The organism is Vibrio hepatarius, assembly GCF_043642085.1.
Classification (GTDB): domain Bacteria; phylum Pseudomonadota; class Gammaproteobacteria; order Enterobacterales; family Vibrionaceae; genus Vibrio; species Vibrio hepatarius_C.
This window is the reverse complement of the sequence record NZ_JBHZSA010000007.1, coordinates 177046-203833: the sequence shown is the minus strand read 5'-3', so window position 1 is coordinate 203833 and position 26788 is coordinate 177046. Positions and strand designations below refer to the sequence as shown.

General features: G+C 45.3%; 26 protein-coding genes. 4 read left to right on the top strand and 22 right to left on the bottom strand.

Annotated elements, in window-relative coordinates:
* Positions 1–38: 38 nt before the first annotated feature.
* The 13 genes from ACHUFZ_RS15200 to yceD form a co-directional block, all read right to left on the bottom strand.
* Positions 39–806 (bottom strand): TatD family hydrolase, encoded by a 768-nt coding sequence (locus ACHUFZ_RS15200; RefSeq protein WP_394127804.1) that lies wholly within the window; start codon positions 804–806, stop codon positions 39–41.
* Entirely contained in the window at positions 797–1759 is a 963-nt protein-coding gene (gene holB, locus ACHUFZ_RS15195) for a DNA polymerase III subunit delta' (RefSeq protein WP_394127803.1), read from the bottom strand. The genes ACHUFZ_RS15200 and holB overlap by 10 nt, the downstream gene beginning before the upstream one ends.
* Before the next feature lie 3 nt (positions 1760–1762).
* Positions 1763–2392, bottom strand: coding sequence for a dTMP kinase (gene tmk, locus ACHUFZ_RS15190; protein WP_394127802.1), 630 nt, complete (start codon positions 2390–2392; stop codon positions 1763–1765).
* Positions 2389–3405 (bottom strand): endolytic transglycosylase MltG, encoded by a 1017-nt coding sequence (gene mltG / locus ACHUFZ_RS15185; protein WP_394127801.1) that lies wholly within the window; start codon positions 3403–3405, stop codon positions 2389–2391. Before mltG ends, tmk begins: the two co-directional genes overlap by 4 nt.
* On the bottom strand, positions 3402–4205 hold the full coding sequence (gene pabC, locus ACHUFZ_RS15180) for an aminodeoxychorismate lyase (protein WP_394127800.1): 804 nt from the start codon (positions 4203–4205) through the stop codon (positions 3402–3404). The genes mltG and pabC overlap by 4 nt, the downstream gene beginning before the upstream one ends.
* Before the next feature lie 97 nt (positions 4206–4302).
* Positions 4303–5547 carry a beta-ketoacyl-ACP synthase II gene (gene fabF / locus ACHUFZ_RS15175; protein WP_053438273.1) on the bottom strand — a complete coding sequence of 415 codons (1245 nt, stop codon included), beginning with the start codon at positions 5545–5547 and terminating at the stop codon, positions 4303–4305.
* Between the two features lie 91 nt (positions 5548–5638).
* Positions 5639–5872, bottom strand: coding sequence for an acyl carrier protein (gene acpP, locus ACHUFZ_RS15170; protein ID WP_004406112.1), 234 nt, complete (start codon positions 5870–5872; stop codon positions 5639–5641).
* A gap of 305 nt (positions 5873–6177) precedes the next feature.
* Complete coding sequence (gene fabG, locus ACHUFZ_RS15165) at positions 6178–6912, bottom strand: 3-oxoacyl-ACP reductase FabG (protein ID WP_394127822.1); 735 nt, start codon at positions 6910–6912, stop codon at positions 6178–6180.
* 27 nt (positions 6913–6939) lie between these two features.
* Positions 6940–7863: an ACP S-malonyltransferase gene (gene fabD / locus ACHUFZ_RS15160; RefSeq protein ID WP_053438274.1), complete on the bottom strand. Its 924-nt coding sequence runs from the start codon at positions 7861–7863 to the stop codon at positions 6940–6942.
* A gap of 76 nt (positions 7864–7939) precedes the next feature.
* Positions 7940–8890, bottom strand: coding sequence for a beta-ketoacyl-ACP synthase III (locus tag ACHUFZ_RS15155; protein ID WP_134833903.1), 951 nt, complete (start codon positions 8888–8890; stop codon positions 7940–7942).
* Positions 8891–8895: 5 nt separating this feature from the next.
* On the bottom strand, positions 8896–9921 hold the full coding sequence (gene plsX, locus ACHUFZ_RS15150) for a phosphate acyltransferase PlsX (RefSeq protein WP_394127799.1): 1026 nt from the start codon (positions 9919–9921) through the stop codon (positions 8896–8898).
* Positions 9922–9930: 9 nt separating this feature from the next.
* Positions 9931–10101 carry a 50S ribosomal protein L32 gene (gene rpmF, locus ACHUFZ_RS15145; RefSeq protein WP_004414666.1) on the bottom strand — a complete coding sequence of 57 codons (171 nt, stop codon included), beginning with the start codon at positions 10099–10101 and terminating at the stop codon, positions 9931–9933.
* A 30-nt stretch (positions 10102–10131) separates the two neighbouring features.
* Complete coding sequence (gene yceD, locus ACHUFZ_RS15140) at positions 10132–10659, bottom strand: 23S rRNA accumulation protein YceD (protein ID WP_394127798.1); 528 nt, start codon at positions 10657–10659, stop codon at positions 10132–10134.
* A gap of 148 nt (positions 10660–10807) precedes the next feature.
* On the opposite strand from yceD, the gene ACHUFZ_RS15135 reads away from it, so the two are divergent.
* Positions 10808–11389, top strand: coding sequence for a Maf family protein (locus ACHUFZ_RS15135; protein ID WP_394127797.1), 582 nt, complete (start codon positions 10808–10810; stop codon positions 11387–11389).
* A 186-nt stretch (positions 11390–11575) separates the two neighbouring features.
* Here ACHUFZ_RS15135 and rluC read toward each other — a convergent pair whose 3' ends face one another.
* On the bottom strand, positions 11576–12526 hold the full coding sequence (gene rluC / locus ACHUFZ_RS15130; RefSeq protein WP_394127796.1) for a 23S rRNA pseudouridine(955/2504/2580) synthase RluC: 951 nt from the start codon (positions 12524–12526) through the stop codon (positions 11576–11578).
* A 573-nt stretch (positions 12527–13099) separates the two neighbouring features.
* Here rluC and rne point away from each other — a divergent pair.
* Entirely contained in the window at positions 13100–16057 is a 2958-nt protein-coding gene (rne, locus tag ACHUFZ_RS15125; protein WP_394127795.1) for a ribonuclease E, read from the top strand.
* A gap of 300 nt (positions 16058–16357) precedes the next feature.
* Complete coding sequence (locus ACHUFZ_RS15120) at positions 16358–17905, top strand: SulP family inorganic anion transporter (RefSeq protein WP_394127794.1); 1548 nt, start codon at positions 16358–16360, stop codon at positions 17903–17905.
* 90 nt (positions 17906–17995) lie between these two features.
* Here the strand turns inward: ACHUFZ_RS15120 and rnd are convergent, their stop codons facing one another.
* From rnd to ACHUFZ_RS15080, 8 genes are all read right to left on the bottom strand, one after another.
* The gene (gene rnd, locus ACHUFZ_RS15115) at positions 17996–19111 is read right to left on the bottom strand and encodes a ribonuclease D (protein ID WP_394127793.1); all 1116 of its coding nucleotides are present in this window, start codon (positions 19109–19111) and stop codon (positions 17996–17998) included.
* A 98-nt stretch (positions 19112–19209) separates the two neighbouring features.
* Positions 19210–20907: a long-chain-fatty-acid--CoA ligase FadD gene (fadD, locus tag ACHUFZ_RS15110; protein WP_394127792.1), complete on the bottom strand. Its 1698-nt coding sequence runs from the start codon at positions 20905–20907 to the stop codon at positions 19210–19212.
* A gap of 109 nt (positions 20908–21016) precedes the next feature.
* A complete protein-coding gene (locus ACHUFZ_RS15105) occupies positions 21017–21871 on the bottom strand; it encodes an alpha/beta fold hydrolase (RefSeq protein WP_394127791.1) in 855 nt (284 codons plus the stop codon).
* Complete coding sequence (locus ACHUFZ_RS15100; RefSeq protein WP_134835366.1) at positions 21871–22425, bottom strand: Slp family lipoprotein; 555 nt, start codon at positions 22423–22425, stop codon at positions 21871–21873. The genes ACHUFZ_RS15105 and ACHUFZ_RS15100 overlap by 1 nt, the downstream gene beginning before the upstream one ends.
* Before the next feature lie 21 nt (positions 22426–22446).
* The gene (locus ACHUFZ_RS15095; protein ID WP_053438286.1) at positions 22447–22749 is read right to left on the bottom strand and encodes a hypothetical protein; all 303 of its coding nucleotides are present in this window, start codon (positions 22747–22749) and stop codon (positions 22447–22449) included.
* 34 nt (positions 22750–22783) lie between these two features.
* A complete protein-coding gene (tsaB, locus tag ACHUFZ_RS15090) occupies positions 22784–23485 on the bottom strand; it encodes a tRNA (adenosine(37)-N6)-threonylcarbamoyltransferase complex dimerization subunit type 1 TsaB (protein ID WP_394127790.1) in 702 nt (233 codons plus the stop codon).
* 24 nt (positions 23486–23509) lie between these two features.
* Positions 23510–25426 carry an ATP-dependent DNA helicase gene (locus tag ACHUFZ_RS15085; protein ID WP_394127789.1) on the bottom strand — a complete coding sequence of 639 codons (1917 nt, stop codon included), beginning with the start codon at positions 25424–25426 and terminating at the stop codon, positions 23510–23512.
* Between the two features lie 90 nt (positions 25427–25516).
* Positions 25517–25720: a hypothetical protein gene (locus ACHUFZ_RS15080; protein ID WP_394127788.1), complete on the bottom strand. Its 204-nt coding sequence runs from the start codon at positions 25718–25720 to the stop codon at positions 25517–25519.
* A gap of 197 nt (positions 25721–25917) precedes the next feature.
* Between ACHUFZ_RS15080 and purU the strand changes: the two genes are divergently transcribed.
* Complete coding sequence (gene purU / locus ACHUFZ_RS15075; RefSeq protein ID WP_004414684.1) at positions 25918–26751, top strand: formyltetrahydrofolate deformylase; 834 nt, start codon at positions 25918–25920, stop codon at positions 26749–26751.
* Positions 26752–26788: the final 37 nt, after the last annotated feature.

The following is a 26788-nucleotide window of genomic DNA, read 5'->3' as shown; positions in this document are numbered from 1 at the left end:
AAGGGGCCGAGGCCCCTTTTTCACTGTAATTTAATTTTTCATCTTAAAAAAAGATTTCTAAAGTTTTCGCTGGTTTTCTGCCCAACTTCTCCTAGCGAGCACCCTTTTAGCTGTGCAATGTAGGAAGCGACCTCGACAACATAAGCTGGCTGGTTCTGTTTGCCTCGGTGAGGAACAGGTGCTAGGTATGGTGAATCAGTCTCGATCAGTAGTCTCTCTAACGGTAATGTTTTCACCACTTCTTTCAGTTCTGTCGCTTGTCTGAAAGTCACGATACCAGAGATTGAAATATAGAAACCTAGCTCCATCGCTGCTTCAGCGAAAGGCAAATCTTCAGTAAAGCAATGAATCACGCCACCACATTTATCTGCGCCCCCATTTTTTAGGATATCTAATGTATCTTGGCGAGCATTGCGCGTATGAATGATCAATGGTTTGTTCAGCTTGACTGCCAACTCGACTTGCTGTTCGAAGCGTAGTTTCTGTAAATCCGCTGTTTCCGGTTGGTAGTGGTAATCTAGCCCTGTCTCGCCGATAGCAACAACACGTGGATGAGCCGCATATTCATGTAATCGGTCTAATGCAAAATCACTTTCTACATCCAATGGATGCACACCACAAGAAGCATAAACGTTATCAAACGGTTCAATCATCTCCATCATGTTAGGAAACGAATCTAAGGTAACACCAACAGATAAAAGGTCCGTGACATTGGCCGCCTTCGCTTTGGCAACAACATCAGCAATACCTTCGTGTAACTCTTGATAGTCCAATTTGTCTAAATGACAGTGAGAATCTACGAACATGTTTCCTCGTAAAATTTAAATAACCAATCTAGGATAAGAAGCTCCGCATTCAGCCCTGTGTGTAATCTTAGCTGATCTAACAGTGTTAAAAGCGCTTTCGATTGAGAGTATAGCTTTGGATAGTCACAGACTTGCGCCAACTTTGCCGCCCCAGGCACAAAAGATGGCAAGGCTAGCCCATAATGGACCTTTTGCGCATCAGACAATAAATACCACAACCAACTGAGCGACTCTTGAGGATCTGCCGCTAACTCTTTGGCTAACTTAACCGAATCTGCTTGCTGCTGACAGAGTGCAATAAAGTCATTCTCAGTCGAGCTATAACGGCTGACTTTATCTTGTTGGATAAAATCGAGCGCAGCTAAAGGCGCATTGCCATTGATATGAGCCGCATACAAAGGTACCTCGCCACTATATTGAGAAGAGAGCCACTGTGCGACCGTTTCAGAATTAGGCGGCGTTAAATGCCACTGCTGACAACGACTAGTAATGGTGGGCAACAAAGCATTAGCTCGATGCGCGACCAATAAGAACATACAAGTCGATGATGGCTCTTCCAGCGTCTTTAGCAACGCATTAGCCGCTGACTCATTCATGGCTTCCGCAGGTTCAATGACAAACAATCGAATCCCGGATAACTGTGATGACTCCTGAGCAATGCGATTACATTGGCGAATCTGCTCTACTGTAATCGCTTTGCCTTCTTTCTCAGGCTTGATAATATGAAAATCAGGGTGGCTCGCTGAACTCATTAGCTGACAGCCATGACAAAAACCACACGCCTCTGCCGGATAGTTTTGACACATGACAGCCTGGCTAAACGCATCTACAAGATCTGACGCCCCCATGCCCTCTTCAGCAATCAGCAGCGATGCATTCGAGAAGCGATCCGACTGCAAGTTCGCTTGCCACTCTTGCCACAAAGGCACTAACCAAGGGTATAGCTCATTCATAGCTTATGCTTTCATCCAGCTTGTTAAGGCATTCGAAATATCAGCAGCTACTTTCTCGATTTGTTGCTCGGCATTAACAATAACAACAGAGTCATCTTGATCAGCCAATTGCAAATAGCGTTCACGAGTACGATCGAAAAAGCCCATATCCATCTTTTCAATACGATCTAGCTCACCGCGACCACGAGCGCGCTCTAGGCCGACGCGAGGATCAATATCAAGATAAATCGTTAAGTCCGGCTTAAAATCACCAAGTGTGGTTTGCTTTAACGCTTGCATCGTCGTGATTGGAATTTGACGGCCACCACCTTGATACGCTTGAGATGACATGTCATGACGATCACCGACGACCCATGTTCCTGCATCTAATGCTGGCTTGATGACGTTTTCAACTAACTGAACACGCGCGGCGTACATTAAAAGCAGTTCCGTCATATCTTGAAGTTGTTCACCTTCATGCTCTTGCTTGACCAAGGTTCTCAGCTTTTCAGCAAGTGCCGTTCCGCCTGGCTCACGAGTATTAGTGATACTTTCAACGCCAGATTGTTTCAACGTCTCCAATACTGCGTTAATTGCTGAACTTTTTCCTGCGCCCTCTAGGCCTTCAATAACGATGAATTTAGCGTTTGTCATTTGTTGCTTCTTAGTTGTTTTAAGTATGCTCGAACTGCGCGGTTATGCTCAGCTAAAGATTTTGAAAATACGTGTCCGCCTTTGCCGCTTGCGACAAAGTAAAGGTAATTGCTGTCTTCAGGGTTAAGCGCAGCTGCGATAGATGCTTCGCCCGGCATCGCAATTGGCGTTGGTGGCAGACCAAAAATTGTGTAGGTATTATATGGCGTTGGTGTACGTAAGTCTTTCTTGCGAATGTTGCCATCGTACTTATCACCCATACCATAAATGACGGTAGGATCCGTTTGCAGACGCATACGCTTGTTGAGGCGGTTAACGAAGACGGATGCAACGCGCTCACGCTCAGACTCAACCGCGGTCTCTTTTTCGATGATTGAGGCAAGGATTAGCGCTTCATAGGCCGACTTCAATGGCAGCTTTTGTTGGCGCTGCGCCCACTGCTCATCTAATACTGCCTGCAGCTTATTCGCTGCTCGTTTCAAGATATCGAGATCAGATGCACCAAAGGTGTAGTGATACGTTTCTGCAAGTAGCAGCCCTTCAAGCTTTTCATACTCAGAGCCCAACAACTTGGCAATATCTGCTTCTGTTAAGCCTTGCAATTCATGCTCTAAATAAGGCGAACTTTCTAAAATTTCTCGCCACTCTTTAAATGTCGAGCCTTCAACAAACGTGATCGAAAATTGATGTTCTTTGCCCTGTTTAAATTCTTCTAGAACTTCTCTTAGAGTCAACTCAGGCTCAATTAAGTAAGTACCCGCTCTCAGCTGAGTGAGATCTGGGTGAAAGCGACGAACCAACTTCACCATATCGCTGCTTTCAATAAGCCCTGCACTAGTCAAACTTGCCAATACTCGGTTAAAGCTGGTCCCAGATTCGATAGTAAAGATTTGTGGTTCTTCAAGTTGAAGTGGCTGGCTGACATATTGCTCTACCTGCTGAGCAACGTAGAAGTAACCTCCTGCGACTACACTAGCAACCAAAAGCAAAAATAGAGTGATTTTCTTGATCACGAGTCGATCATCTCCTGAATTCGTTTTGTAATTTTTCCAATATTAAAGCTGGTTGAGCCTATACGGGTAATTGGAGCAACACCAAGTACCGAGTTTGAGACAAATACTTCATCGGCTGACAGTAACTCTTCAAGTTTGAAGTCACCAATTGAAGCTTCGAGCGGTAGTGTCTGCACCTGCTCTAATACGACTCGTTTCATCACACCATTTACCCCTGCATTTCGAAGGTCGGGGGTAAACAAAGTCGCATCTTTAACCCAAAATAGATTCGCCATCGTTGTTTCGACAACATAGTCACAAATATCAAGCACAACACCGTCAGCATTCCCGCCGTCATCGAGCTCCGCTTTTGCGAGAACTTGTTCAAGGCGGTTGTTATGTTTGTGTCCGGCGAGTAATGGATTGTGACCAAGTCGAGTACGACAGATTCCAAGCTCTAATCCTCCACTCACCCATTGTTCATAGTGAGAAGGATAAATAAAGTCGCTAATAGTAACATTTGGTGAGGCTACTTGAGTAGGGCTATATCCCCTGCCCCCTTCTCCGCGACTAATATGCAGTTTCAGGCCCGATTTTGTGTCTGGCTTAATCGCTTGTTGCAACCAATACTCAACTTGATTCCAGTCGGGCTGAGGTATAGCAAGTAAATCCAAACAGGCATTCATTCTCTCTATGTGCCTCGGCCAGTACTGAATACGACCGCCACGTGTCAGCATGGTTGTAAAGCAGCCATCGCCATACTGAAATGAACGGTCAGACAATGAAATCGAATCAGCCGGTTTTCCATTAAGCCAAAACATAGCGAGTCCTTGAATTGAATTTATAGGGGTATTAAATAACAAAACGGCTTAATGCCAAAGCATTAAGCCGTTTAATTAGACTCAGTTAAACAGTTCTTTAGATTTTTTTAAATACTAGAGAGCCGTTGGTACCGCCGAAGCCGAATGAGTTACAAATAGCGTAATCCATTTGAACTTCTTTCGCTGTATGAGGAACTAGGTCGATATCTTCAAGACCTTCAGCGCGGTTATCTAGGTTGATTGTTGGTGGAACAATCTGATCAACCAAAGACATAACCGTTATGATTGCTTCAACCGAACCTGCAGCACCTAGTAGGTGACCCGTCATAGATTTTGTTGAAGAAACTTTAACCTGTTTAACGCCTTCTTCACCTAGAGCACGACGAACACCTTTAATTTCTGCAACATCACCTGCTGGCGTTGATGTACCGTGAGCGTTTACGTAACCAACTTGAGTACCAACGATACCTGCGTCACGCATTGCCGCTTCCATAGCCAGTGCACCACCAGAACCATCTTCAGAAGGAGAAGTCATGTGGTAAGCATCACCAGACATACCGAAACCAACAAGTTCAGCGTAGATCTTAGCGCCACGAGCTTTAGCGTGTTCGTACTCTTCAAGAACCATCATGCCTGCGCCATCACCCAGAACAAAACCATCACGGTCTACATCCCATGGGCGTGAAGCTTTTTGAGGTTCATCATTGCGAGTAGACAATGCTTTCGCTGCGCCAAAACCAGCCATACCTAGCGGAGTGGATGCTTTTTCTGCACCACCAGCAACCATCGCTTCTGCGTCGCCGTATGCAATCATACGCGCCGCGTGACCGATGTTGTGAAGACCTGTTGTACACGCCGTCGAGATCGCGATGTTAGGACCGCGAAGACCACGCATAATAGATAAGTTACCTGCAACCATGTTAACGATGGTTGATGGAACGAAGAACGGGCTAACCTTACGAGGGCCCTTTTCAACTAGCGCTGTGTGGCCAGTTTCAATCAGATCTAAGCCACCAATGCCTGAACCGATTGCTACACCAACACGTGGTGCGTTTTCTTCGTTGATTTGTAAACCAGAGTCATCTAGCGCTTGGATACCTGCAGCAATGCCGTACTGGATAAATAGATCCATTTTACGTGCATCTTTCTTTGACATGTATTCAGTACAGTCAAAATCTTTAACAAGACCCGCAAAGCGAGTTGAGAAGTTTTCAGCATCAAAGTGTTCGATATTAACGATACCACTTTGACCTGCAAGCAGGGCTTTCCATGATGATTCTACGGTGTTGCCTACCGGTGACAACATACCCATGCCAGTGACAACAACACGACGCTTGGACACGATATTATTCTCCGGAAAATGAAATGATTCTATGGAAGGATAGAAGGGTTTAAAAGAACACAGGCGGCCAGAAGGCCGCCTGGGAGAGATATTACTGAGCGCTGTTTACGTAGTCGATTGCAGCTTGAACAGTAGTGATTTTCTCAGCTTCTTCGTCTGGAATCTCAGTGTCGAATTCTTCTTCTAGAGCCATTACTAGTTCAACAGTGTCTAGAGAATCAGCACCTAGATCATCAACGAATGAAGCTTCGTTTTTAACTTCAGCTTCGTCTACACCTAGCTGTTCAACAATGATTTTCTTTACGCGTTCTTCGATGTTGCTCATTTTTTCTTTTCCTTTACAGATTTCGCTCAATGCGATGATTCAGTAGTTTATTCGAACTACTGAAAGTTGCAAGAGGGACCTTGCTGGTCAAACCACAATTTTAGCGATTTTAACCGAAATTCAATACATTTTTGACTTAAATCATGCACAAATCTTGTGCAGGATAGTGTCAATAATCTCAAACTATAGGCTACTTTCCTTACAAAAAATAGCCTAGTTGACGACATTAAGTGCAAATTAACACGATTGCAGAGATTTGAGTGAAAATTAATGTAAAAGTTCACAAATATCTCTACGAAAGCGTTTTACACCATGTACATACCGCCATTTACATGCAAAGTCTCACCAGTAATGTACGCTGCTTCTGGAGAAGCTAGGAATACAACTGCTGAAGCAATTTCACGTGGATCACCTAGACGACCTGCTGGTACGTTAGATAGCGTCGCTGCACGTTGGTCATCATTCAGTGCTTTAGTCATATCTGTTTCGATAAAACCAGGTGCCACTGTGTTCACAGTAATGCCACGAGAAGCAACTTCACGAGCCATAGACTTAGTGAAACCGATAACGCCCGCTTTAGCCGCTGCGTAGTTTGCTTGACCTGCGTTACCCATAGTACCAACAACTGAACCTACGTTGATGATGCGACCCGCGCGTTTTTTCATCATGCCACGCAGAACCGCTTTAGACATACGGAAGATTGGCGTTAAGTTAGTGTCGATGATGTCATCCCACTCTGAATCTTTCATACGCATAAGTAGGTTGTCGCGTGTAATACCTGCGTTGTTCACTAGGATATCAATCACACCAAACTCATCGTTGATCGTCTTCAGTGTTGCTTCGATAGACTCAACATCTGTTACGTTTAGAGCAAGACCTTTACCGTTCTCACCAAGGTACTCGCTGATCGCAGCCGCACCACCTTCAGACGTAGCAGTACCAATAACCTTTGCACCACGCTCTACAAGTAGCTCAGCGATAGCACGACCGATACCACGGCTTGCACCAGTAACTAGAGCAACTTTGCCTTCTAGGTTCATCATGTTCGTTATTCCTTTGTTCTTAAATTACTTAGCAGCGTCTAGAGATGCAGCATCGTTTACTGCAGCGCCACTTAGTGTCTTAACAATTCGTTTTGTTAGGCCAGTTAGAACTTTACCTGGACCAAGCTCAAGAAGTTTCTCTACGCCTTGCTCGCTCATTAGCTGTACGCTTTCAGTCCAACGAACTGGGCTGTATAGCTGACGTACAAGTGCGTCTTTAATTTTTGCAGGGTCAGTTTCAGCTGCGACATCAACGTTGTTGATCACTGGCAGTTGAGGTGCGTTGAATTCTAATTCTTCTAGTGCCACCGCTAGTTTGTCAGCTGCTGGCTTCATCAGTGCACAGTGTGAAGGAACTGAAACTGGTAAAGGAAGTGCACGCTTAGCGCCCGCTTCTTTACATAGTGCACCAGCGCGCTCTACAGCATCTTTGCTACCTGCGATAACCACTTGACCTGGAGAGTTGAAGTTTACTGGTGAAACAACTTCACCTTGCGCTGCTTCTTCACACGCTTTAGCAATAGATTCATCATCAAGACCGATGATTGCAAACATTGCGCCAGTACCTGCTGGTACCGCTTCTTGCATTAGTTGGCCACGAAGCTGAACAAGTTTGATCGCTTCTTTAAAATCGATAACACCAGCACATACTAATGCTGAGTATTCACCTAGGCTGTGACCCGCTAGGTTTGCTGGTTGCTCAAGGCCAAGCTCTTGCCATACACGCCAAATAGCAACAGAAGATGCTAACAATGCAGGTTGAGTACGATGCGTTTGATTGAGATCTTCAGCAGGACCATTTTGAACCAATGCCCAAAGGTCATAGCCTAGAGCGTCAGACGCTTCAGCAAATGTTTGTTTAACTACGTCATACTGCTCGCCAAGCTCAGCAAGCATACCGACAACTTGTGAACCTTGACCTGGAAATACAATAGCAAACTTGCTCATTTTCGTTTCCTTAAAACAAAGTAAGAAAGATAAGATGCCGTTGTGGCATCTTAAATTTAAATCTTGATATTAAAACTTAGAACTTAACTAGCGCTGAGCCCCAAGTGAAACCGCCACCAAACGCTTCTAGTAGTAAGGTTTGACCACGCTTAATACGGCCATCACGTACTGCTTCATCTAACGCTGTAGGAACAGTCGCTGCAGAGGTGTTGCCGTGCTTATCAAGAGTGATTACCACTTGGTCTAGTGACATTGACAGTTTTTTCGCTGTCGCCGAAATAATGCGGTAGTTGGCTTGGTGTGGTACTAACCAATCTAGCTCAGACTTGTGCATATCATTTGCAGCAAGCGTATCTTTAACGAGCTTAGACAGTTGCGTTACCGCTACTTTGAATACTTCATTGCCAGCCATGTGTAACCATTTATCCGCGTCTTTGCCGCGCTCAGGTACTTCAAGGCTTAGTAGCTCACCGAATCGACCATCTGAATAAATGTGTGTCGATAGAATGCCCGGCTCTTCACTTTGACCAACCACAACTGCGCCCGCTGCATCACCAAATAGAATGATTGTCGAACGGTCTGTAGGGTCACAAGTTTTAGAGAGCGCATCGGCACCAATAACAAGCACATTTTTGCACATGCCCGATTTAATATGCTGATCAGCCACTGACAATGCGTATACAAATCCTGAACAAGCCGCTGCTAAATCAAACGCTGGACAGCCTTTGATCTCAAGCTTAGCCTGAACCTGACACGCAGATGATGGGAATGTATGGCTGCCGCTCGTGGTAGCAACGATAATAAGGTCGATATCGTCCTTATCAATGCCCGCCATTTCAATCGCGTTTTTCGCAGCTAAGTAACCCATGTCGGCTACTGTTTCATTTTCAGCAGCAATGCGACGTTCTTTAATACCAGTACGAGTTACAATCCACTCATCACTTGTATCTACCATTTTCTCTAGGTCTGCGTTTGAACGCACCTGAGATGGCAGGTAGCTGCCAGTACCTAAAATTTTGCTATACATGAAGACTAATAATGCCTCTCGAGTAAAACCGCTTCCAAACGATCGCTAATACGGTTTGGTACTTGTCGTTGGACCTCATGCAGCGCCTCACCAATTGCATTGATGACTGCGTCTACATCAGCACTTCCGTGGCTTTTTATGACAATGCCGCGCAATCCTAGCAAACTTGCGCCATTATACTGGTCGGGGTTCAATGTTTTTAGCTCATTAAATAAGCTAGAAAATAATTTTCTTGCAATCCAACCCTTTATAGATGAGGCCATCATGTGTGATTTCAACTTATCTATAAATAATTGGGCGGTCCCCTCGCATGCCTTCAGACAGACGTTTCCGACAAAACCATCACAAACAACAACATCTGCGGCATCATGAAGAAGTTGATTTCCTTCAATATAACCAACAAAGTTTACCGATTTGGTTTGAGACAGCATTTCAGCACAGCGCTTGACAAGATCATTACCTTTTATTTCTTCAGCACCTATGTTGAGAATCGCAACTCTCGGCGGTCGTTGTAGATATTGCTCTGCCAATGCACTGCCCATAACAGCAAACTGGAACAAAGAGTCTGCGTCACTGGAAACATTCGCACCTAAATCTAACATCCAAGTACGGCCACCGGAGGCTGTGGGTAAAGCAGAAATAAGCGCAGGGCGTTCAATACCAGGTAGTAGCTTGAGCTTAAATCGAGACAAAGCCATTAAAGCGCCGGTATTACCGCAACTAACACAAGCATCAGCTTGGTTATCAGCCACGAGCTCAATCGCTGTTCCCATGGAACTGCCTTGACTGTTTCTTAATGCGAGAGAAGGTTTTTCGGAATTAGAGATCACTCGGTCTGTATGTTGAATACTCAAACGAGAATTCGTCTGAAAACCAAGCGAAGATAATTGAGACGTGATCTGAGATTGATCACCAATAAGGATCACTTTTAGCTCTGGGAAATGCGACAGTGCCTGCACGGCGGCAGGCACTGTGACGCGAGGACCGAAGTCCCCGCCCATTGCATCAAGTGCAACGGTTATATTTTGCAAAGGTCAACCTTACTTGTTGATAACCTTTTTGCCACGGTAGTAACCTTCAGCAGTTACGTTGTGGCGTAGGTGAGTTTCACCTGAAGTTGCGTCTACAGAAAGTGCTGCTGTAGTTAGGGCATCGTGTGAACGACGCATACCACGCATTGAACGTGATTTCTTGCTCTTTTGTACGGCCATTGACCCTACTCCTATGTAAGTATTAAAGAATTACTTCTTTAAGCTTTTTAAAACGTCAAATGGATTCGGCTTCTCATCTTCCACAATTTCTTCTGGAATCTCACCAAACACCATATTATCTGAATCAACGCTACAGTCCGCTTCTTCGTGCATTGCTATTTGAGGCAAGTTTAGAATGAACTCGTCTTCAACTAACTGTATTAGGTCTAACTCACCGTACTCGTTCAGATCTACCAAATCGTACTCTTCCGGTGCTTCCTCTTCAGTCCTTTCACCGCGGTACGGTGTATAGGTGAATTGGACATCGCACTCATGTGCGAAAACCTCATTACAGCGCTGACACTCTACGTCGACTACGATGTTAGCTTTACCAGAGATAACAACGAGTCGCTGCTCATCTAAGTCAAATGACAGTGACACTTGGGCGTCGCGTTTAACGCCTTCAACTGATTCCAATAAGCGCTTAAAGAGACTAACTTGAATAATACCTTCAACATCTAGTCGCTTTTGAGCTGCGCGTGTCGGATCAATCGTACGCGGTATTTTTACCTTTTGCATAGGGCGCGAATTCTATCTTCCAAATCGTTTATAGTCAAAGAAAAAGGGCAAAAAGTTGTACTTTTTTTCCTTATCAGCGAGAGAGCTAGTATCACAACCATAATATCGATTAAGCTCACACTAACCCGCCGTTAGATTGTAAATTAAAATGCAGAATTACCAACTAGTTTTAGCCTCAACCTCGCCATACCGCAGACAACTGCTCAATAAACTAGCAGTAGAGTTCGAGACCGCATCGCCCGAGTTTGATGAGACTCCATTAGAAAATGAAAGCCCAATCGGGCTAGTCACCCGCCTGGCGAAAGGCAAAGCGCAATCATGCCCACTCACAAAACCGAGCTTAGTGATAGGTAGCGATCAAGTTTGTGTGATCAACGGTAAAATCATCGGTAAACCTCACACCCGCGAAAAAGCCATCGAGCAACTCACCCAACAAAGTGGTCAATCGATCCAGTTTTATACCGGGTTAGCGCTATATAATTCGCACACTAATGAAACCAAGGTAAAAGTCGATACTTTTACGGTTCATTTCCGTCAACTGACGGCCAAGCAAATCGCCAATTATGTAGATAAGGAAGAGCCGTTCTTTTGCGCGGGCAGCTTTAAAAGCGAAGGATTAGGTATTGCGCTGTTTGAACGATTGGAAGGTAAAGATCCAAATACCTTGGTCGGACTGCCGTTGATAGACCTAATTGATATGCTCGAAGCACAAGGGGTTGAAGTGCTTTAATACCTAACACGAAAAACAAAGGGAGACGCTGTTACGTCTCCCCTATATGACCAGCCAATAAATCCGTCATTCCATAGAGCGACGAAGGAGTGAGTAGGGAATCTCCTGCAGTAATCTACTTGCTTTAAAAGATTCCCAACTCGGTCGTCCCTCCCTCTCGGGAATGACCACCTATCAACTAGCGAACTATTTGTTCAGCTTACGTAGCCCAGCCAACGCTTTCTCTAACTTAGGCTCCATTGGGGCATTAATCTCCATCCACTCATCGTTCGATGGGTGTTGGAACTTGATATTAGCCGCATGTAAGAACAGACGATCTAACCCGACTTGCCCAGTGTAAGCATCAAAGCGGCGATCACCATAACGATCATCCCACGCGATTGGATGACCTGTATATTGGGTATGGACGCGAATCTGGTGCGTACGCCCGGTAATTGGGCTCGCTTGAATCAAGGTCGCATCAGCAAACTTTTCAAGAATCTTAAAACGAGTTTCTGACGGTTTGCCTTTTGGGTTAACACGAACAATGCTGTTCACTTCATTTTTCAGCAATGGCGCATTGACCACTTTGCAATTGGCTTTCCATTGGCCCATCACCAAAGCAAAGTAAAACTTCTTCACGGTCTTTTCACGGAACTGGGCTTGTAAATGGCGTAGCGCAGAACGCTTTTTCGCTACCAGCAGGATGCCAGAGGTATCTCGGTCAATACGGTGAACAAGCTCTAAGAATCTCGCTTCTGGTCGAAGGGCTCTTAACGCTTCGATTGCACCAAACTTTAACCCGCTGCCACCATGAACCGCTGTACCTGAAGGTTTGTTGAGAATCAGCATATGATCATCTTCATGGATAATCATGTGCTCTAGTTCTGCTACCTTATTAAGCTTAGTGCTCGGAGCCGCCTCTTCCGGTTTCTCTTCAATGGTCACTGGCGGGATACGAACCAAATCGCCCGCTTTTAGCTTGTATTCAGCCTTGATGCGTTTTTTATTTACACGCACCTCTCCCTTACGCAAGATTCGATAAACCATGCTTTTAGGGATACTTTTCAATTGGTTGCGTAAGAAGTTATCAATACGCTGACCCGCCATATCTTCGTCAATATCGACGAACTGGACTTTTGTTCTAATTTCGCTCATGCGTTTATTCTAACACCCTAACTTGCGCAGAATCACATTTTCTTCGCAACAAAATGGAAAATAGCTTAATAAGAGTGAATTCAAAATCCTCTACGGATAAAAATCCATCAAATTTATTACATTTTTCAAAAAAGAGCTCAATAGCACCTATAAAACAAACACTTATAAAAAATAAAATCAGCTTTTTCAGCGTTTTATTATAAAGCAGATTGCTGAGTTTAGTGGGTACTGCTATAGTTCACACCTGCAATATATGAGTTGGTTGCATTTTAAACAAACCTCCCCATATTTTGAGCAATAGAATGAGTAGCTCGCTAATTTACCAAAATGCTGCATACGGCGTAAGACATTTCGGAATTGGCAATCTTGTCACTCTACTCGTCGCACATCATGTTGAGTATTTTCCGCCGATTATGCGGCTTACAAGCTGAACGAGAAAAGCTTGTGAGACTGAAGTGCCCCAAGAGCATCCCTCCAGCCGGGAGGCTGCAACGATTAAGCCATGGGATCAGGCACCGTGAACGCGACCGCAATGACAAGAACAAAACAAAAGAATGACAACGAGATTTATCAATGAAAAGAATGTTAATCAACGCAACTCAAAAAGAAGAGTTGCGTGTTGCTTTGGTTGATGGTCAGCGCTTATTCGATTTAGATATCGAAAGCCCTGGTCATGAATCTAAAAAAGCAAATATCTACAAAGGACGTATCACACGCATCGAACCAAGCCTAGAAGCGGCTTTTGTTGACTATGGTGCAGAAAGACACGGTTTCCTCCCTCTTAAAGAAATTGCCCGCGAATACTTCCCTGAAGGTTACACCTACCAAGGCCGTCCAAGCATTAAAGAAGTGCTAACTGAAGGCCAAGAAGTAATCGTACAAGTAGAAAAAGAAGAACGTGGTAGCAAGGGCGCTGCTCTTACTACGTTTATCTCTCTCGCGGGTAGTTATTTAGTTCTTATGCCAAACAACCCTCGTGCAGGCGGTATTTCTCGCCGTATCGAAGGTGATGAGCGTACTCAACTAAAAGCTGCACTAAGTACTTTAGAACTGCCTCAAGGCATGGGTCTAATCGTACGTACAGCTGGTGTTGGTAAAAGTGCTGAAGAACTTGAGTGGGACTTAAACGTACTTCTGAACCACTGGGGCGCAATCAAGCAAGCTTCTGACTCTAACGCTGCACCTTTCTTGATTCACCAAGAGAGTAACGTGATTGTTCGCGCTATCCGTGACTATTTACGTCGCGATATCGGCGAAATCCTTATCGACAGCAACACGATTTATGAGCGCGCGCTAGAGCACATCGGTCTAGTTCGTCCAGACTTCGTCAACCGCGTTAAAAAATACGATGGTGAAGTTCCACTGTTTAGCCACTACCAAATCGAAAGTCAGATCGAATCTGCGTTCCAACGTGAAGTTCGTCTGCCTTCTGGTGGTTCAATCGTAATCGACCCAACTGAAGCGTTAACTTCTATCGATATCAACTCTGCTCGTGCAACGAAAGGTGGTGATATTGAAGAGACAGCTCTAAATACTAACTTAGAAGCTGCTGAAGAAATCGCTCGCCAACTACGTCTACGTGACTTAGGTGGTCTAGTTGTTATCGACTTTATCGATATGACGCCTGTGCGTCACCAGCGTGAAGTTGAAAACCGTCTACGTGATTCTGTTCGTATGGATCGCGCTCGTGTACAAATCGGCCGAATTTCTCGTTTTGGTCTATTAGAAATGTCACGTCAGCGTCTGAGCCCATCTCTTGCAGAAGCGAGTCACCACATCTGTCCTCGCTGTACGGGTACTGGTGTCGTTCGTGACAATGAATCATTAGCGCTATCTGTTCTTCGTCTTATCGAAGAAGAAGCGTTAAAAGATAATACCGCGCAAGTACTGGCCGTTGTTCCTGTACCTATCGCGTCTTACCTGCTTAACGAAAAGCGTCGTTCAGTTAACCACATTGAACGCATTCAAGAAGTGAAAATCACTGTTGTACCTAACTCAGATATGGAAACACCGCATTTCGATGTTATCCGTGTCCGTGAAGGTGAAGAGTTTGATCTGCTTTCTTACCTACTTCCTAAGAAGCTTGAAGCAATGAAGGAAGCTGAAGGTAAAGAGCCTGTAGAAGTTGAAGCTAAGCCTAAGAAGATCGAAGAACCTGCACTGAAAGGTTTCGCATCTCCTAGCCAAACAGCTCCAGCTCCTGCTACTCCAGCGCCAACAGCAAAACCGGCACCAGCGAGAAAGGCTAAGAGCGAACCTGCTCAAGATGAACAGCCTGGTTTGGTAAGCCGCTTCTTTAAAGCTCTAGGTAGCTTCCTATTCGGTTCTTCTGAAAAAGAAGAAGAGAAGAAAGAAGAGCAAAAGCCTAAAGAGCGTAAAGAAGGCAACCGCAATAATCGTAACCGCCGCAACCGTAACGATAACCGTCGCCGCAACAACCGTGACAGCCGCGACAATCGTAACGAGAACCGTGAAGACAAACGCGATAACAAGCGTAAGAACACTCGCGATGAAGCAGCGAATGAAGCGAAACCAAATGAGCGTAAGCAACAGAACCGTAAGCCTAAACAAGATCGCCGTAACAAGCGTGAAGATGTTAAGCCAAGTAAAGTTGCTGAAGAAGGTCTAAAACTGGCAGCAGACGCGCAGCAAACTGACAAGCCTGATGTACGTAAAGAACGTACAGAAGAGAAAGCAGCGAAAGTTAAAGAGCGTCGTCAACGTCGTAAGCTATCTAAGCAAGTTCGCGTTAAAGACCAAGCTAACAAAGCGAAAGCTGACGAAGAAGCGAAACAAGTTCAATCAGAAGCAAAAGCAGATGCTGTTGAAGAAAAAGCAGTTAACGCAGTTTCTGAAGAATCTGAAGAGCAACCGAAGCAACGCCGTAACCGTCGTTCACCTCGTCACCTACGTGCAAGTGGTCAACGTCGTCGTCGCGGTCGTGATCGTCGCCCTAACCCATTCCGCCTACGTAAAGGTGGTGTAGCATCTCCAGAAATGGCGATGGGTAAAGTAATGCCAAGCTACGGCATCACTAAACCAGCACCGAAGCAGCAAGCGAAAACAGACAATGTTGACGCTCCGATTGTTGAAGCGAATGTAGAAACTAACGTGGCATCACTAGGTGGCTTTGCTTGTCCTGAAATGGCAATGGGTAAAGTGATCGTTCGTCGTGAGCAACCTGTAGTTGAAGAAAAAGTTGAAGTGACTGCTCCTGTTACTCCTGAAGTAAAACCTGAGCCAGTAGTTGAAGCACCAGCAGTTGTTGAAGCTCCAGTCGTAGTTGAAACTATCGCTGAAGAAGCACCAAAAGTTGAAGAAGCGAAAGCTGCTCCTTCTGACATTGTGGTTCCTCAAAGCTTTAAAGGTCACGCCTCTGCCGCTATGGCAAAAGCACCAGGCAACACAGAGATGAAAGAAATCACTGTCAATGCCGCACCTTTCAAAGCTGAGCGCTACGAATCACGCGGTGCAGGTAGCCAAGTTGCTCGCAACCAAGCTGGCGCAGCGATGACCAAACCTCAGTTCTAGTACTGCTATAACTCGATAATAAACAGCCTCTTATTAAGAGGCTGTTTTTTTATCTAACGAGCGTTTGAGCCTGTAACAAGCCCGCTAACGAACCCACTCAATTTTGTTGCGAATAATTGATCACAAATATTGTTCGATATCTGTATCAATCTTGAACTTAATCACACTTTTCGGTAGCATGCGCCGACTCGATCTGAATTGTTGAATTTGGTCTTTCTGCTCTTTTACATTGCATTTTTGCCCGCTGGCGACTAAATACAATTCAGAATACTTTTAAACACTTAGCCAAACTGAGCAAATATGTTTGAATTTCCCCAATTTTCTAAACACTCTGTGAAGAACGATGTGTTGTCAGGTCTAACAGTAGCACTCGCTCTTGTCCCTGAAGCCGTTGCCTTCGCTTTTGTTGCTGGTGTTGACCCAATGGTTGGTCTATACGCAGCATTTATCGTAGGTCTAATTACGTCTATCTTCGGCGGCCGCCCAGGTATGATTTCTGGTGCGACGGGTGCGATGGCAGTCGTAATGGTTTCTCTCGTTGCAACCCACGGTGTTCAGTACCTATTTGCGGCAATAATGTTAGCAGGTATCATTCAGGTAGCTGCCGGCGTCTTTAAGCTGGGTAAATTTATCCGCATCGTTCCACATCCGGTAATGATCGGTTTTGTGAACGGCCTTGCTATTGTTATCTTCCTCGCTCAGCTAGGCCAATTTAAAGCACCAGACCTTTCTGGCGCTCTAACTTGGTTACCTCAAGATCAAATGATGTTGATGCTTGGCCTTGTTGCTCTGACAATGGGTATCATCCACTTCCTGCCTAAGTTCACCACAGCAGTACCATCATCTCTGGTTGCTATCGTAACAGTAACGGCATTAGTGGTAGGTCTAGATCTTGAAACACGTACCGTAGTGGACTTCCTACGTACAATGTCTGGTGATGAAGCGGCAACTTTAGCTGGCTCTCTACCAACCTTCTCTATTCCAACAGTGCCATTTACGCTAGAAACATTCCAAATCATCCTGCCATACGCAATCATCCTTGCGGCTATCGGCCTAATTGAGTCACTACTAACACTGACTGTTCTTGATGAAATGACTAACACTCGCGGCCAGTCAAACCGTGAATGTATCGGTCAAGGTATGGCGAACATGACTTGTTCTGTGTTTGGTGCGATGGGTGGTTGTGCGATGATCGGTCAGTCAATGATCAACGTAAACTCAGGCGGCCGTGGTCGTCTATCGGGTATCGTTGCTGCTGTTGCACTACTGATGTTCATTCTATTCGCTTCAGCGCTGATTGAAATGATCCCTCTAGCAGCACTAGTTGGTGTGATGTTCATGGTAGTTATTGGTACATTTGAGTGGGCAACATTCAAACTTGCACGCCGTGTACCAAAACAAGACTTCTTTGTTATCGTGCTAGTAACCGTTGTTACGGTACTCACTGACCTTGCAGTTGCCGTATTCGTTGGTGTTATCGCTTCTGCGCTTATGTTTGCATGGCAACACGCTAAGCACATCTATGCTGATACTCACACTAATGACGAAGGTTCTAAAGTATACAAGATCAACGGTCCAGTATTCTTCGGCTCTACCGCTAACTTCCTCGAACTATTTGACGCAGCAAACGACCCGCAAGATGTGATTGTCGATTTTGCTAACTCTCGCGTTACTGACCATTCAGCAATCGAAGCGATCGATACTATTGCTGAACGTTACTCTGTACTTGGTAAGACACTGCACCTGCGCCACCTAAGCCAGGACTGTGTTAAGACTCTGCATAAAGCGGGTAGCCTAGTTGAGGTTAATGACGCAGAAGACCCTATCTATAAGGTTATGTCGAGCTAAGACTCAGCTTACAGCAGTCATATAAATTAAGGGCTTCCAATTGGAAGCCCTGTTTGTTGGTCTATCTTGACTAATGAATTGTTGGGGGAGTTAAAGCAGTTTATTGAGCTTTTCACCAAACAATTCTAGTCGCCAGCTTTGCATCACGTCAGGCAACTTCGCAGGGTCGCGGTCTTTCTTCCACACCCAACTCATTAGCTGGTTCAGTTGCTTCTTAGAGGCCAAAAACTCAGTAGCTAAGCCACTTGCTACTGAAGCGCGTTTCACTTCATCTTTAAGCACTTTGAACTTCTGCTTATAACCTGGCATATCCATAAGACGTTCTATCTTCTCTGGGTATTCTTCTACAGGCGTCATCCTCGCTTGCTTCACGATGGAGATAATACGTGCGCTGTGGCGCTGTACAGAGCGAGGATCCATGCCCTCTTGTTCCATACGGTTACGATTTTGAATACCTAGCTTAGCGATGGTGAGAAGGTCATTCTCTTTAAACACGAAGTTCAGCGCTAAGTCTCTACGCAATGCTTCTTTGAGTCGCCAAGTGGCTAACGGTTTAAGGATAGCAAGCTCACTTGGTTTAAGCTGCCATGCGCCTTTGACGTCAAGGTAAGCCATCTCTTGATTGACGGTTTTGATGCGTTTTGATGCCGCGAGGTCACTCTCTTGTTGCGCAGCTTCCCACCAGCCCGCTTGAGTGATTTTTTCAAATAGCTGCTCGTATAGAGGCTGCAAGTAGAAAACATCAGCTGCAGCGTATTCTAGCTGCTTGTCTGAAAGCGGTCTTGCTAGCCAATCGGTACGTGATTCACTTTTATCCAGTTCGACGCCTAGGTAATTTTCCACCAGAGCAGCGAATCCTGTCGACAAGCCATGACCAAGGAATGCCGCCATCAGTTGGGTATCTACCATTGGATACGGTAGACAGCCAAAGCTATTGTGGAACACTTCTAAATCTTCACCACAAGCATGCAGCACTTTAAGAACTGAGGTGTCTTTTAGCAGCTCAACGAACGCCGTCATATCGTCAACAACAGTCGGGTCAATCAGTGATAATTTGTCACCATCGAAAAGCTGAATTAAGCCAAGTTGCGGATAATATGTTCGCGTACGGACAAACTCCGTATCGAGCATTACGACATCCACATTGCGTGCGCTTTGACACACCTCTTCCAATTGCGATGATTGGGTAATAATTTGATAGTTCACTAACTTCTCACTATGAGCGGTTGTAGGCGGCCATAAAAAATGCCGACAAGTCATTGTCGGCATTCTATCATTATTCACTTATCGTTGCTTAGGTAACTCTATTGTTCCGGCTTAGATTTCGCGAGGTTAGCGTCATTTTCTTCACGAAGAACACGGCGAAGGATCTTACCTACGTTGGTCTTCGGCAGTTCATCTTTGAACTCAACCAATTTTGGCACCTTATAACCTGTTAGGTGCTGACGACAGTGAGCGATGATTTCGTCTTTCGTTACGCTTGGGTCGCGCTTAACAACGTAAATCTTCACAAGCTCACCAGACACTTCATGTGGCTGACCAATGGCTGCCACTTCTAGCACTTTACCGTGCAGTGCAACAACATCTTCGATTTCATTCGGGTACACGTTAAAGCCAGACACAAGAATCATGTCTTTCTTACGATCGACAATGTGAATCAAGCCTTCATCATCAAACTTAACGATATCACCCGTAGATAACCAACCTTCCGCACTAATCACTTCTTTAGTCGCTTCAGGGCGTTGCCAGTAACCTTGCATCACCTGAGGGCCACGCACTTGTAGCTCACCCACTTCTGTATTTGGTACAGGGTTACCTTCATCATCAACAATGCGAACTTCTGTTGATGGTACAGGTAGCCCAATCGCGCCTGTATAGTCAGTTAGATCGTATGGGTTACCCGTTACCAGTGGTGAACACTCAGTTAGACCATAGCCTTCTAACAGGTGGATTCCCGTAGTTTTCTTCCACTGGTCAGCGACAGCGCGTTGAACCGCCATACCGCCGCCCACAGCAAGCTTAAGATTCTTAAAGTTAAGCTCATGGAAATCTTCATTATTCACAAGCGCATTAAAGAGTGTGTTCACACCAGTAATCGCTGTGAATGGGTATTTCTGTAGCTCTTTGATAAAGCCAGGAATATCGCGCGGGTTAGTAATCAGTAGGTTCTGACCACCCATTTCGACAAACAGTAAACAGTTCACTGTCAGTGCGAACACGTGATACAGCGGCAATGCGGTAACCACTAACTCACGACCTTCAGACAGAACTGGACCGTAAGCCCCTTTCGCCTGCATCACGTTAGCAATCATATTGCGGTGCGTTAGGATCGCCCCTTTCGCCACACCTGTAGTACCACCAGTGTATTGTAAGAACGCAATATCATCACCAGACATAAATGGCTTGACGTACTGAAGACGACGACCTTTGTGCAGCGCTTTACGCATAGAGATCGCACCCGGCAGATCGTATTTAGGTACCATGCCTTTTACGTATTTCACCACGAAGTCAACGATAGTGCCTTTCGCGCGCGGTAGCATTTGACCTAGACTCGTCAGGATTACATGTTTAACTGGCGTATTCTCTACGACTTGCTCTAGTGTATTAGCAAAGTTTGAGACAATCACAATCGCTTTTGCGCCTGAGTCTTTTAGCTGGTGCTCTAGTTCACGCGGCGTATACAGCGGGTTTACGTTTACCGCAATAAGACCTGCACGCAGCACACCAAACAAAGCTACTGGATATTGCAGCAAGTTTGGCATCATCAAAGCAACGCGGTCGCCTTTTTGTAGCTTAAGGTCATTTTGCAGATAAGCGGCAAAAGCACGGCTACGCTCTTCCAGTTTACGGAAAGTCATTACCGAGCCCATGTTCATAAATGCAGGCTGGTCAGCGAACTTTTGCACGGACTGTTCAAACATTTCCACCAAAGATGGGTATTGGTCTGGGTTGATATGCTCAGGCACATCAGTTGGATAACGTGATAACCAAGGTTTATCCACGGTAAAACTCCTCGAAATTAACTGGCTGTCATCGGAAAGACGCTTATTTTCAATGTCGACTATTACAGCACAGGCGCAGCGCTTGAGCACGAAACACTCAAACACTTGTTTAAATTTTGTTAACTAAGCCAAAAATTAGATTAACGACTCTAGAAGGGGCTTGCAGATGACAATGATGACCGCCTTCGATCATCTCAATGTGAGTGGAGTCTGAAGCATCATGTTGAAAAGACTGCAAATAAGAAAAGCCTTGCTCTCCTAAGATGATGAGTTGCGGACAACGAATATGTTGTCGAAACACATCAGCATGCTGTAGCGACATGCGGTAGAGCGACTGGCTTTGCAAGTTAACATCGTGTCTCCATTCACAACCGGAATCAGTCTGAACGAGACCACGCTGAACGATAGGTGCAATCAGTGAAGCTTCTATCTGATTCACTTTTGCGCGCCTATCTACTGCTTCTTGCACAGATTGCATTGCACGAGTCGGCTTTCTTCGAATTCTCTGGCGGCTCATCACTCCCTCTCTTAGACGCGAGACAGTATTTTGAGGCTCTTCCGCCAAAGGACCATACCCTTCTATCTGAACCAATCCACTGACTTGTTCAGGAAAGGCGGCACTATAGCAACTTGCAATCAAAGCACCAAGAGAATGACCCACTAACACCAGTCTGTTTGGTGATAAGTTAGCCAAAAACTGATAAAGATCGTCTATATAGTCGTGAAAAGGGTAAAAATTGTTGCCATTTTTGGCACTAGATAGGCCGTGACCGGGTAAATCGATTGCGCAAAGGTGGAAGTGTTTATTTTGGCTATGTAGCGCGTCCATTACCGTTTCGAAACTGGCTGCGTTATCTAACCAACCATGTATAAAAACGACCGTGAGTTCGGCCGTTTCAGTCTGTCCATATTCGATAGCCGCGATATGCCCGTTAGCAATATCACGGCGAGTTTCATTTCGCATCACTTCACTTCTTGGATTACTTTTCCTTGGCGAGTGCCATAACGTGCGTCACGGCAATAGAGCCCACGACAAGGGTATAAATAGCTATCGAAGTCATGAATAATCACTCGCTCTTCGACTCGCCAAAGGTGGTAGGCTCTAGCATTCATCACTGGAAAGTCATATTGGAACTCACCGACTTTGCCCTGTTCGCGGCCACTACTATCACCGATTAATGAGATAAGTCGACCTTGCGATAAAGTCACTGGGTCAGCAAAACCATCGATATAAGCAACGAACCTGCCTTGAGGTTCCTGACTGATATCAGGTTTACCCGACGCACTAATAGGTAGATTCACCACTTCAATACGGGTTTTATCTTTAAGATTCTGAACATCGGCAATTAAGCCACCGAGTCTCAACTCATTTTGTCCATCACTATTAGATTGCCAAACTTGATAATCAGTAATGATATTGGGATTGTCAGATTGAAGATTGTCAGGGAGAGAGCTACACGCTGAAAGCAAAACAGCGCTGATGATAACAAGTAACCATCGAGAGATACGTGGGATCATAAGACTTTGAATACCTTAGGGCTAGATATAGATATCGACACCGATCATTTGTGATAGTTCATCTCGCTTCGCTTGAGTCATCACCTTCATATACTCTTGCATTGCTTGGCGCCCACGCCCTTCAGGTAAGTCGTACTGAACTTGCGCTTTATGAATATCTGATTCGTTAACATGACGGATAGAATGGGCAACAGCATTGGCCACCTTGGTTGGTTGTCCAACCGAGGTTTTAGCTTCAGATTTTTTAACCTCATTCTTCTTGCCGGCCTTATTGGTTCGATTAGGGCCGGGTAACGAAGGAGGTAATCCATTAATTGAAACCATACTATCCGTTCATATTGCGATCTAATGATCTGAGTTATTCTCTACCCGGGAGCTTTTTCCAAGCAACAGTATCACGGAGATAAACCGGGCTCGCGTCTTCAGCATCAACTGTGTTGCCTTTGGCTAGCTCAAACTTTGCCAATTGGACAATATCTTCCGCATCTGGGAACAAGACCTTGCTCTTTTCAGTCGCAAACTTAACACCTTCAAGCTGCTCGCTGTACGCATCCCAGCCAGTACCAGCAGTAAACCATGTCGACTCGTCAGCTTGGCTGTTATCTGCTGCCGTTTGTGGTGGTGTCACACACTCTGCATCGGTTTGTGCCCAAGTGCCATCTTCTTGACGGCTAAAACGTCCCCAGTAAACTTCGCTCATTCGCGCATCAATCGCACACGCGACTTGGCTTTCACCATGCTGGCGGTAAACACCTTGCGCCATCGCTTCCAGTGTAGAAATACCAATCATAGGCAGATCTGCACCAAATGCTAAACCTTGTGCAATACCAATGCCAATGCGAACACCAGTAAAGCTACCCGGTCCTCGGCCAAAAGCCAAAGCATCCAGATCAGTCAGCGTTAAACCCGCTTCTTTTAGTACTTCATCCACCATTGGCAGTACTTTCTTCGTGTGGTCCCGCGGTGCTACTTCACTGCGAACATAAACTTTTTCATCCACTAATAGAGCAACAGAACAGTTTTCTGTTGCTGTATCGAGAGCAAGAATCTTAGTACTCATTGATATCTCAAATTATCGTTTTGTTTAAATATTTACTTGTTCAAGAAAGTCTCGTACCACCCCGAGATCTCGGGTACGTGGTATTGGCGGTAAGCTCGATAAAAAGACGCCGCCATACTCGCGGGTCACTAATCGATTATCACAGATAATCAAAGCGCCCTTATCGTGCTTATCTCGAATCAATCGCCCTACGCCCTGCTTTAAGGTAATCACCGCATCAGGAATTTGTACCTGAGCAAAAGGATCGCCACCTTTTAGTTGGCAATCTTCGATGCGGGCCTTGAGTAGCGGGTCGTCTGGTGCAGTAAAAGGCAATTTGTCGATGATAACACAGCTCAGCGCATCACCTCTAACGTCAATCCCTTCCCAGAATGCACCTGTCGCGACTAACAAGGCGTTACCCAGCTCCATAAACTCAGCAAGGGTTTTCTGTTTACTGGTTTCCCCTTGAAGCAAAACCGGTACCGACAACCTTTCACGAAAGCGCTCGCCGAGCTCTTTCATCATGCTGTGCGAGGTACATAAGAAGAAACATCGCCCTTGGTTTAGCTCAATCACCGGAGTCAGCATGTTGACGAGCTTGTCTGCCATCCCGGGGCTATTTGGCTCTGGTAAGTATCGAGGTACACAGAGTCTTGCCTGTGTCTGATAGTCAAACGGACTCGGCAAAGACATTTGTGCTTGCGGCTTCAAGCCTAAGCGTGAGGTAAAATGGCCAAAGTCATCATTTACCGCAAGAGTCGCTGAGGTAAAAATCCAAGCCCCTTGCTTAAGCTCGATCTGCTCATGAAACTTATCGGCAACCGATAATGGAGTAATGTGCAGGCTAAAGTGACGAGGCGTGGTGTCGTACCAATAGGAATACCCGGTTATAGAGACGTCACACACTCGGTCTAAGCGCGCCTTAATGGTGTTTGCTCGTTCAAATGCACTGTCTAGCAGTTGGCTACGCCCGAGTGCGAGCTTTAAAACTTCAATAACAAAATCTAACGTATCTTCTAATCGACGAAGCTCACGACCAATTGAAGGAGACGTAATCGCTTCACGCCAGTTGCCGCGAAACCCCGGCTCACCAAGCACAATGCGTAAGTCCATCGCTGTTTGATAGAGCTTTTCGCCCGCTTTTTGTAGCTGGCGCATATCTTTTGCTTCGGTGCGATAGGCGATTTCAATATCCTTGCTCAGCTCTTGAATTTGTCGACTAGAGAGCGACTGACCAAAATAATGACTAGCGATATCAGGTAGCTGATGGGCTTCATCAAAAATAAACACTTCTGCTTCAGGAATCAGCTCACCAAATCCTGTTTCTTTAATCGCTAAATCGGCTAAAAACAGGTGATGATTGACCACCACCACATCGGCATCTAACGCTTTCTTGCGCGCTTTCAATACAAAGCAATCTTGATAACTTGGGCACTCTTTGCCTAAGCAGTTATCGTTGGTCGAAGTGATGGTTGGAATAACCGGGCTATCTTCAGCAATCGCATCACAATCACCCAAATCGCCACTTTTGGTTTCAGATGCCCAGCTTCTGACTTTGACCAGTTGAGTCAGTAGCGTCGGATCAGCCGTTTGGCTGTGACTCTCAACCATTTGGCGACTGAGTCGATCAAGACACAAATAGTTTGCTCGCCCTTTCAATAGTGCCACTTGTCCATAGAAGCCAAGTGCATTGGTCATTAATGGCAAATCGCGATGAAATAGCTGCTCTTGAAGGTTTTTCGACCCGGTGCTGATAATGGTTTTCTTCCCACTGAGTAAAGCAGGTACAAGATAAGCGAAGGTTTTGCCTGTCCCCGTTCCCGCTTCTACCACGACCTGGCTTTGCGCTTTAATGGCTTGGCTGACGGCTTCTGCCATATCGAGCTGCGCCTGACGAGGTTGGAACCCAAGGATAGCTTTACCTAAGGCTCCTTCAGAAGAGAAGGTTTTTGAAATCATTAACTAGCAAAGGGTTGACGAAAAGAAGAGTGATTATGGCAGTTTTCATAAAAAGGCGCGAATGAGATTTCGCGCCGAAGAGAAATTTAACTAGCGTTTGGTGAGGTAGCGGTTTAACCAAGCAGGCCCATTAAAGCCGTCTGGCTCATCTGAATTTAGGGCTTTCGCTGCTTCGCTAGGAGACGCGCGGTTTTCCCACATTGTATCTAACATTTCTTCATCAAGCTCTTTACCACCAGACAATGCACTCACACGTTCAGAGTACAACTTACGAGCTAAGAGTTCTTTATCCATAAATACCACCTAAAGACACGCAAAAGAAAAGAAATATCGAACAAATAATTCGAGCCAAACGGTTAACTCAGATTAATTGTTGAAACCAATTCGATATTAGTTTAATTGTAGCTTTATTATTGCGGGTTAGTTCACCGTTCGAACGCCCGTAAAAATTTCACAAAACAAAAAAAATAAAGCACGGAAGTTTGAACCTAATGGAAAAGAAAACACTGCTAACACATTGTACTGACGCCCCAGGTCTTATTTCAAAGATCACAAATATCTGTTACAAGCACCAACTGAATATCATCCACAACAACGAGTTCGTCGATAACACTAGCGGCCATTTTTTCATGCGCACCGAGCTTGAAGGCTACTTTAACGATGAAACCTTGCTTGCGGACCTTGATCAAGCGCTGCCTCAAGGGGCTAAACGCAAGCTGATCGGCTCTAACCGTAAGCGTATTGTGGTATTAGTCACCAAAGAAGCACACTGTCTAGGTGACATTCTGATGAAGAATTATGACGGTAGCCTAGATGTGGAAATCGCTGCGGTTGTCGGTAACTACGATACGCTACAAAGCCTGACAGAAAGATTCGACATTCCTTATCACCATGTCTCTCATGAAGGGTTGAATCGCGAAGAGCATGAGAAAGAGATGCTCAAAGTGATCGACCAATATCAAGCGGATTACTTGGTACTGGCTAAATACATGCGCGTACTAACGCCATCGTTCGTCGAGAAGTACAACCACAAGATCATCAACATTCACCACAGTTTCTTACCAGCATTTATTGGCGCGAAACCTTACCAACAAGCGTATGAGCGTGGCGTGAAGATCATCGGTGCAACCGCTCACTTTGTCACCAACGACCTTGATGAAGGCCCAATCATCAAGCAAGACGTCATTCCAGTGGATCATAACTTCAATGCGCAAGATATGGCGCAAGCAGGCCGTGATGTAGAGAAGAATGTGTTAAGTAAAGCGCTAAACAAAGTGCTAAATGACCACGTATTTGTGTACGGTAATAAGACCGTGATTCTTTAATCTATTCTGCAATAAAAAAGGCTTCCGATTTGGAAGC

Excerpts from the sequence above, each read along its gene's own strand:
- holB (WP_394127803.1), bottom strand. The coding sequence starts at position 1,759 with ATGAATGAGCTATACCCTTGGTTAGTGCCTTTGTGGCAAGAGTGGCAA.
- pabC (WP_394127800.1), bottom strand. The coding sequence starts at position 4,205 with ATGTTTTGGCTTAATGGAAAACCGGCTGATTCGATTTCATTGTCTGAC.
- ACHUFZ_RS15135 (WP_394127797.1), top strand. The coding sequence starts at position 10,808 with ATGCAGAATTACCAACTAGTTTTAGCCTCAACCTCGCCATACCGCAGA.
- ACHUFZ_RS15085 (WP_394127789.1), bottom strand. The coding sequence starts at position 25,426 with ATGATTTCAAAAACCTTCTCTTCTGAAGGAGCCTTAGGTAAAGCTATC.
- ACHUFZ_RS15155 (WP_134833903.1), bottom strand. The coding sequence starts at position 8,890 with ATGTATAGCAAAATTTTAGGTACTGGCAGCTACCTGCCATCTCAGGTG.
- rpmF (WP_004414666.1), bottom strand. The coding sequence starts at position 10,101 with ATGGCCGTACAAAAGAGCAAGAAATCACGTTCAATGCGTGGTATGCGT.
- ACHUFZ_RS15120 (WP_394127794.1), top strand. The coding sequence starts at position 16,358 with ATGTTTGAATTTCCCCAATTTTCTAAACACTCTGTGAAGAACGATGTG.
- rluC (WP_394127796.1), bottom strand. The coding sequence starts at position 12,526 with ATGAGCGAAATTAGAACAAAAGTCCAGTTCGTCGATATTGACGAAGAT.
- fabD (WP_053438274.1), bottom strand. The coding sequence starts at position 7,863 with ATGAGCAAGTTTGCTATTGTATTTCCAGGTCAAGGTTCACAAGTTGTC.
- rne (WP_394127795.1), top strand. The coding sequence starts at position 13,100 with ATGAAAAGAATGTTAATCAACGCAACTCAAAAAGAAGAGTTGCGTGTT.
- ACHUFZ_RS15200 (WP_394127804.1), bottom strand. The coding sequence starts at position 806 with ATGTTCGTAGATTCTCACTGTCATTTAGACAAATTGGACTATCAAGAG.
- ACHUFZ_RS15080 (WP_394127788.1), bottom strand. The coding sequence starts at position 25,720 with ATGGATAAAGAACTCTTAGCTCGTAAGTTGTACTCTGAACGTGTGAGT.
- ACHUFZ_RS15095 (WP_053438286.1), bottom strand. The coding sequence starts at position 22,749 with ATGGTTTCAATTAATGGATTACCTCCTTCGTTACCCGGCCCTAATCGA.
- ACHUFZ_RS15100 (WP_134835366.1), bottom strand. The coding sequence starts at position 22,425 with ATGATCCCACGTATCTCTCGATGGTTACTTGTTATCATCAGCGCTGTT.
- purU (WP_004414684.1), top strand. The coding sequence starts at position 25,918 with ATGGAAAAGAAAACACTGCTAACACATTGTACTGACGCCCCAGGTCTT.
- yceD (WP_394127798.1), bottom strand. The coding sequence starts at position 10,659 with ATGCAAAAGGTAAAAATACCGCGTACGATTGATCCGACACGCGCAGCT.
- acpP (WP_004406112.1), bottom strand. The coding sequence starts at position 5,872 with ATGAGCAACATCGAAGAACGCGTAAAGAAAATCATTGTTGAACAGCTA.
- tmk (WP_394127802.1), bottom strand. The coding sequence starts at position 2,392 with ATGACAAACGCTAAATTCATCGTTATTGAAGGCCTAGAGGGCGCAGGA.
- ACHUFZ_RS15105 (WP_394127791.1), bottom strand. The coding sequence starts at position 21,871 with ATGCGAAATGAAACTCGCCGTGATATTGCTAACGGGCATATCGCGGCT.
- fabG (WP_394127822.1), bottom strand. The coding sequence starts at position 6,912 with ATGAACCTAGAAGGCAAAGTTGCTCTAGTTACTGGTGCAAGCCGTGGT.
- tsaB (WP_394127790.1), bottom strand. The coding sequence starts at position 23,485 with ATGAGTACTAAGATTCTTGCTCTCGATACAGCAACAGAAAACTGTTCT.